The 599-nt window shown below is 33.1% G+C and carries 1 protein-coding gene; it reads right to left on the bottom strand.

From position 1 onward, the window contains the following. The coding region (locus VQ048_RS12420) for an RteC domain-containing protein (RefSeq protein WP_327611955.1) at positions 1 to 593 on the bottom strand (593 nt) is incomplete at its 3' end. Positions 594 to 599: the final 6 nt, after the last annotated feature.

Raw genomic sequence — 599 nt, forward strand, 5'->3', positions numbered from 1 at the left:
GCGATTTTATTTAAACTAATTTGTCCACTTGAGATGGCTTTTGCAGCGTGAAGAGCATAGAGGAGTTCAACTAAAGCGGCTTTACTTTCCGTCCAATGAATCGGACGATGGTTTTCGTTGGCGATTTTATCAAATTGCGTGGTTGTGCGAAAGTGAAGGTATTCGTAAAATAACTCTCTGCCAATAATTCGAGCCGTTAAATAATCATAGTAAGTTGAAAACCGTCGATCTAAATCAAAAGCGTGATTTTCTAACCCTTCTTGAAAAAGAAAAGAAGACCTTAAAAAATATTTGTGGTCTTCATCCGTTCTCCCTGAATAATAATAAGTATAAAACGCATTGGTTTTCAAAAAATGATTGTGCCTACTTTTTAGTCTTTTTTTTTCTTTAGTGAAATAATCTTCATAAATTTTTCCTTTTGTAGTAGGACGAATGATTTCCATTTTGTAAATACGATTGTAGTACATCAACTTTCCATAAATATGAGGTTTGATGTTTCTGAAGAAATGAATTTCCTCCTGTTTGTCATTAAATCCTCTTTCAAGGATATAGTTCCTTGTTTCTTCTAAAACTTTGGATAGATAGCGAATCATTTCTAA

It is taken from the genome of Bergeyella anatis, from assembly GCF_036016955.1.
Taxonomy (GTDB): Bacteria; Bacteroidota; Bacteroidia; order Flavobacteriales; family Weeksellaceae; genus JAYWXI01.